This window comes from Endozoicomonas sp. ONNA1, assembly GCF_024606325.1.
In the GTDB taxonomy this organism is placed as follows: domain Bacteria; phylum Pseudomonadota; class Gammaproteobacteria; order Pseudomonadales; family Endozoicomonadaceae; genus Endozoicomonas_A.
The window spans coordinates 1-4,492 of the sequence record NZ_JAHHPN010000431.1 but is presented as its reverse complement, the minus strand read 5'-3'; the positions used below and the strand labels follow the sequence as shown (position 1 = coordinate 4,492).

The following is a 4,492-nucleotide window of genomic DNA, read 5'->3' as shown; positions in this document are numbered from 1 at the left end:
CTCAATTTCTTGCAATCCTCGCTACGGACGCTTAAGTCCGACAGGCTGCTAGGAATTACGGCGCAAAAGTGGCTCGACTACCTTGTCAATTGCCTCCCTGGCCCGGAAGATTCTTGATCTAACCGTGCCAACGGGGCAATCCATTACATTGGCAATTTCGTCATAGCTGAGCCCATCAAACTCCCTCAGCACTACAGCAGTTCGTAACTCGTCTGGCAGACGTCGGATCACATCATGGATCACCTGCTCAATCTCATCCCGATAAAGATTCCGCTCGGGGGTTTCAACCACTCGAATAGCCGTTACGGTATCCAATAGATCTGCATCATGAACATCCACCTCAGACTCTGGAATCTTGCGCCCCTTGGAAACCAGATAATTCTTGGCAGTATTGACGGCAATCCGATAGAGCCAGGTGTAAAAAGAACTGTCGCCACGGAACTTGTCTATCGCCCGATAGGCCTTAATAAAGGCCTCCTGAGCTACATCCTGCACTTCCTGATAGTCAGTAATGTAACTGCCTACCAGACCCAGTACCCGATGCTGATACTTGAGCACTAGCATATCGAAAGCCGTCTTATCGCCTTTCTGCACGCGCTCAACGAGCTGCTTATCCGCCTGTGGTTGTTCTACCATAGAGGGAGTCCCCCACTACTGCAGAAAACACAAGGGCGAATGGCGAAGGAATAAACAGATGCAACTGCCAACTGATCGAACGCAAATCGGCGCCCCAGCTGACAAGACTCCCCCCCCTTCCACAAACACACGATCGTGCAGTGAACTCTGTTTTCTTCTATATAGACCATGTTTCGGCCAGAAAGTTCCCGAACTCATTCAAAAAAATTTCACAGTATCGGCTGAAAACTGACTCGGATCATCACAGCGTACTATAGTGCTCACTATAATTTCTATATACTAGATACCGATTTTTCAGTCTTTTATAACGCCGTACGTTGAGTCTGCTCATACAGCCAAAAGCCAAGACAGCATTACGAAACTTTGTTAGCGTAATGTTTTTCACTGTAAAGGTGAGTGATTTTCTTCGTACATTCCATCGGCAACCTCTGGCGCAGCTTTAGATGGAAGTGAGTTTAACCATCATGGTTGTGAGTTCCAGTTTCACCTGCAAAACGACCATATTCACTCCATACCCGGCTAAAGGAGACTGACCCGAGATAGTGCACGTGCTGAGGATGGCAGAAAATTTTAGGCCCATTCGCTGCCACCGCTTAAAAGTAGTCTGTTTACGGTCAGCCTCTCGGGCACAGGAAACTGCGCAGTCCAGCCTGAACACCTGATGTCCAGTGGATAATATCCCTGCCCGTGTTCATAATATTTTTCAGACCGGAGCCTGTCGGTGACGAGCTCCTGAAACAGACCCCGCAGTCTGTTATTAGAGGGATCAGGGAATATACATGCATCCGATACTTGACTATGACGTAGTAATCATTGGCAGTGGCGCAGCGGGACTGACACTGGCACTCCACCTGGATAGCCACCTGCGCGTCGCCATTTTGAGTAAGGGCGAGTTAATGGCCGGCTCTTCAGCCGGGGCCCAGGGTGGAGTCGCAGCCGTTCTGGACACACAGCAGGACAGCCTGGATAAACATATAGAAGATACACTCATAGCAGGTGCGGGACTCTGCAGGGAGTCTACTGTCAGACACGTTGTAGAACAGGGTAATGCCAGCATCCAGTGGCTGATTGACCAGGGCGTCCCCTTTACCCGTGAACAGGAGGATGAAAAGAATTTTGACTTTCACCTGACCCGGGAAGGCGGTCACAGCACCAGAAGAATTATTCATGCCGCTGATGCAACCGGCAGAGCCATTTCAGAAACCCTGATCGACAAAGCCAGGAAACAACCCAACATTGACCTCTATGAACATCATCTGGCCATCGACGTCGTTTCTACCAGTAAACTTGGTCTGGATGAACAAAAGTGCGTCGGGGTTTATGTACTGGATATCCATTCAGACCAGGTAAAACTGTTCCGCGGACGTGCACAGGCTATTGCCAGTGGTGGTGCCAGCAAAGCCTATCTTTTTACCACTAATAGCGATGGTGCCAGCGGAGACGGTATAGCCATGGCCTGGCGTGCCGGCTGCCGGGTTGCCAACCTGGAGTTTAACCAGTTTCATCCTACCTGCCTGTTCCACCCCAAGGCCAAGTCCTTCCTGATATCTGAAGCTGTCCGCGGAGAAGGTGGTTTGCTAGTGCGACCTGATGGAACTCGCTTCATGGATGACTACGACCAACGAGGTGAACTGGCCCCCAGGGATATTGTCGCCAGAGCCATTGATCATGAAATGAAGAAGCTGGGTGCAGACTGCCTGTTTCTGGATATCAGTCACCAGCCACGGGACTTCATTAAATCTCATTTCCCGAATATTTATGAGCGGTGCCTGAAATACGGGATTGATATGACCCGCGAACCACTTCCTATCGTTCCGGCAGCTCACTACACCTGCGGCGGCATTCTTGTGGATCTTAACGGCCAAACTGATCTCCCGGGACTTTACGCCATCGGTGAATGTTCATTTACCGGACTGCATGGAGCCAACCGTCTGGCCAGCAACTCACTATTGGAATGCTTTGTCAGCGCCAGAAGTTGCGCCGAAGATATTAACCGTACCATCGCCGATCAACCTCCCTGCCCTGAAATTCCAGCATGGGACGACAGTCTGGTGACCGACTCTGATGAAAATGTTGTGATCTCACACAACTGGGATGAGCTCAGACGCTTCATGTGGGACTACGTAGGCATTGTCAGGACGACTAAGCGGCTTCTGAGAGCCAGGAACCGATCCAGATTATTGCAACATGAGATTCATGATTTTTACAGCAACTTCAAGATCAGCAATGACTTGATTGAATTGAGGAATCTGTCCCAGGTTGCAGAGCTGATTATTGAATGTGCTCTCTCCCGGCAGGAGTCCCGGGGACTGCATTTCAATCTGGACTTCCCATTCACACTGGAATCCAGCAAAGAAACCACCCTGATACCAGAAAACTTTGTACCGGAAAACGCAATCACTTTTTAATGTCCCCGAATCGCTGGAATCCACAGCCCGGGCATTGTGTCTAAGCGGTGGGTTCCAGCTCATCAGAGAATGTTGGATGACTCCTTCGCTGTTCAGGTGATATCAGCATAGCCCCCAAACAACCTGCCAACCCACTGATCATCAGGTAAAATGCAGGAGCTGCCTGCAAGTGAGTCACTCGAATCAAACCCATTGAGATAACTGGGCCAAAGCCGGCAAAAATCATAGCGGCGATATTGTATACGCAAGCCATTCCGGTAAAACGGATGCCTGTTGGAAAGGCCGAGACCAGCAGCAAAAGTGAAATGCCATCGATACTCCCCCAAAGGATGGCCCCGATTAAAGCAGTCACCAACAGATTCGCATCGCCAGAAGCATACCAATCGAAAAGTGGCCAGGCCATCACAACGATCAGAAGAGAAGCGCTGAGCATCAGATAGCGCCTGTCGACCCGATCAGCCAGCCAGCCCATCAGCAGGCATAAAGGCACTCCGGCGAACATGCTGAGGCCATTGGCAAGAGCCACCTCTCTGGCTGGATAGTCGAGCAATCGAGTCAGATAGCCAGGGATAAACAAGACCAGCACTGTCACAGCAACCAGCACCGGCATGACCAGCAGTAGCCCGGTAAAAATTTGTGACTTGTAGTGTTTCAACAGCGTGAGCACTGGTACTTTTTCCACTTCACCCTGTGTCAACAGAAGTCTGAAAGCTTCTGGCTCCACAAAACGTCTTCTGACGACATAACTGACAGCTCCAAGAGATCCACCCAGTATGAAGGGCACTCGCCATCCCCAATCAATCATGTGTTCCATCGTCAATAGATGAACCAGTAGCCCATGCAGGCTGACACCCAGCAGAGTTCCAGCCAGAGTCGCCGCACCCAGAATGCTGACAGCAAAGCCTTGTGTTCGGGCAGGGACGGTTTCATAGAGATAAGTGAAAGCACCAGAAAGCTCACCTGCAAAAGAGAATCCTTGCAAAAACCTCAAAAGAGCAAGAAGAACAGGGGCCAGCAGACCCCACTGGGCATAACCGGGTAACAGACCAATCAACAATGTTGAGATCGCCATTAGCAGAATGGTGACCGTAAAACTCGCCTTACGGCTGTAGCGATCTCCCCAGTGACTGAAGGCAATAGCCCCAAGCGGTCTGGAAATATATCCAAACGCAAAAGTAATAAAGGTATTAATCAGCGAACCGGTAGTATCTGAGGCAGGAAAAAAAACCTGCGAGATGTAGGCTGCCATGTGCGCATAAACGGTAAAGTCATAGGCCTCAAGGAGTCCGCCCAAGGATGTAATCGCTACCACCTTTTTCTGGGGCAAAGCCATAACTGCCTCTCTGAAAAATCAATCAACAATATTCATAAATCAACAATGAACGACTGAAACAATTTCTAGCAGCCTGTCGGACTTAAGCGTCCGTAGCGAGGATTGCAAGAAATTG

General features: G+C 50.0%; 3 protein-coding genes. 1 reads left to right on the top strand and 2 read right to left on the bottom strand.

What is annotated here, in order from left to right; all coding sequences use genetic code 11:
• Positions 1–48: 48 nt before the first annotated feature.
• Positions 49–636: an RNA polymerase sigma factor RpoE gene (gene rpoE, locus KDK19_RS09920; protein ID WP_257280709.1), complete on the bottom strand. Its 588-nt coding sequence runs from the start codon at positions 634–636 to the stop codon at positions 49–51.
• Positions 637–1,415: 779 nt separating this feature from the next.
• Between rpoE and nadB the strand changes: the two genes are divergently transcribed.
• Positions 1,416–3,044: an L-aspartate oxidase gene (gene nadB, locus KDK19_RS09915; protein ID WP_257275629.1), complete on the top strand. Its 1,629-nt coding sequence runs from the start codon at positions 1,416–1,418 to the stop codon at positions 3,042–3,044.
• 40 nt (positions 3,045–3,084) lie between these two features.
• On the opposite strand, the gene KDK19_RS09910 is transcribed toward nadB, so the two are convergent.
• A complete protein-coding gene (locus tag KDK19_RS09910; RefSeq protein ID WP_257291849.1) occupies positions 3,085–4,377 on the bottom strand; it encodes an MFS transporter in 1,293 nt (430 codons plus the stop codon).
• Positions 4,378–4,492: the final 115 nt, after the last annotated feature.

What these genes read in the sequence shown, in the direction of transcription:
- KDK19_RS09910 (WP_257291849.1), bottom strand. Translation starts at nt 4,377, where the DNA reads ATGGCTTTGCCCCAGAAAAAGGTGGTAGCGATTACATCCTTGGGCGGA.
- nadB (WP_257275629.1), top strand. Translation starts at nt 1,416, where the DNA reads ATGCATCCGATACTTGACTATGACGTAGTAATCATTGGCAGTGGCGCA.
- rpoE (WP_257280709.1), bottom strand. Translation starts at nt 636, where the DNA reads ATGGTAGAACAACCACAGGCGGATAAGCAGCTCGTTGAGCGCGTGCAG.